The 1,472-nt window shown below is 64.1% G+C and carries 1 pseudogene; it reads right to left on the bottom strand.

Annotated elements, in window-relative coordinates:
- Nucleotides 1–1,472, bottom strand: a pseudogene (locus tag KGA96_RS29565) (sugar-binding protein); the annotation flags it as partial.

Raw genomic sequence — 1,472 nt, forward strand, 5'->3', positions numbered from 1 at the left:
TGCTGAGTGACCGGGCGGCCGTGCAGGAACGCATCGCCGGGCAGTTCGTGGTAGCTGCGCCGGGTCTCTTGCAGGAGCGTTTCGTTGCTGCCATCGAGGTGCACCAGGGTCTCGCTCTCGATCGCCAGCCAGTCTTGCAGGCCGCTGCCGGTCAACGGCTTGTGCGCGGCGTAGCGCAAGCGCGTGCGCAGCGTCGGGGCACCCGCCGCGCCGTCGGGCGAAGGCGTCATCACGGTGTCTTTGAGGTTGCGCACAAAACGGTCTGGCGGGCAACCGTCCTCGCCCGCCTTGGGGTAGTAGGTGTAGGTGGTCTTGATGCCGTTGGGCTCGACCTGTTCGGTCTGGTTGCCATACCCGTCGTAGGCGGTCAGGGCGACTTCGTCGCGGTACTGGGTGGCGTCGTTGGCCATCTCCCAGCTGGTGGTGACTTTCCTTGGCAACTGGAATTGCGCGACCTGCTGCTCGAACGGGATGTCCTGGGCGTAGTACTCGGTCTTGATCCGTTTGACGCACTGTTGCTGGGTGGTTTTTTCTTCGGTCAGCAAGTGGAAACGGTTGAAGGTGCGCTCGACCTGGCGGACCACCGTGGTGCCATCCATCAGGCTGGCGACGCAGCCGTACTCATAGCTGGACGCCACCTTGTACAACGGGTCCATGCCGTCTTCCCAACTGACGCTGGCCCCGGCCCCGAGGAAATTACGGGCCGTGTAGCTGTAGTCGACCTGGATCGTCGGCTGGTCGAAGCCGGGGTAGCTGCGATGGCGGGTGACCCGTGGCAGGTTGGGACGGCTGATACCGCCGGGATAAGGGTGCCCGGTGTCGCTGTAGTCGATGGTTTCCCGACCGCCGACCGGCGTCTTGACTTCGTGCAGGCACAGAATGCCGCGGATCGGCCCGTTGCCATAAGCAAAGCGCCAGGACGCTTTGTCGGCGGTGGGCAAGACGACGCTGGTGACCCAGCCGCTGGCGTTGAGGTTCATTTCGTAACGCGCCAGCGGACCGCCGCCGGGGCCGTCGTTGGGGCGGGCGAGCACTTCCACCCGGGTATCGTTGGGGCGGTTGATGCGCAGCAATTCGCCCTGGGCATCGCTGATGCTTTGCAGGCGCTGGCCACCGCGAAAAGACGCATACACCAGTGTGATGAGATGGCCGCTCGCCGAGTAGATCTCGACGGGCAAGGCCACCCGGTCATTGCTGCTGCCGCCAACCTGCAGCACCTCGACCAGCCCGGACTTGTGCAGCACGCGGTAGCGGTCATTGCCCAGGTTTTCGAAATGGAAGCTGTCGAGTTTCTTTTCCTTGATGTCCGGGGTGGCGCCGCTACCGGTGACCTTGTACGTCTCCCCGGTGCTCAGGGCCAGGATGCTGTCATGGGGGGTGAACTGCGTGAGATTGAGGTTCCAGCCCAGGCCATAGCCGGAGTCCAGGGTATTGATCGGGTTGAAGCCAAGGCTCACGGGAAACGCCGGGCC

The sequence above is a fragment of the Pseudomonas sp. GL-R-26 genome (assembly GCF_019947365.1).
In the GTDB taxonomy this organism is placed as follows: domain Bacteria; phylum Pseudomonadota; class Gammaproteobacteria; order Pseudomonadales; family Pseudomonadaceae; genus Aquipseudomonas.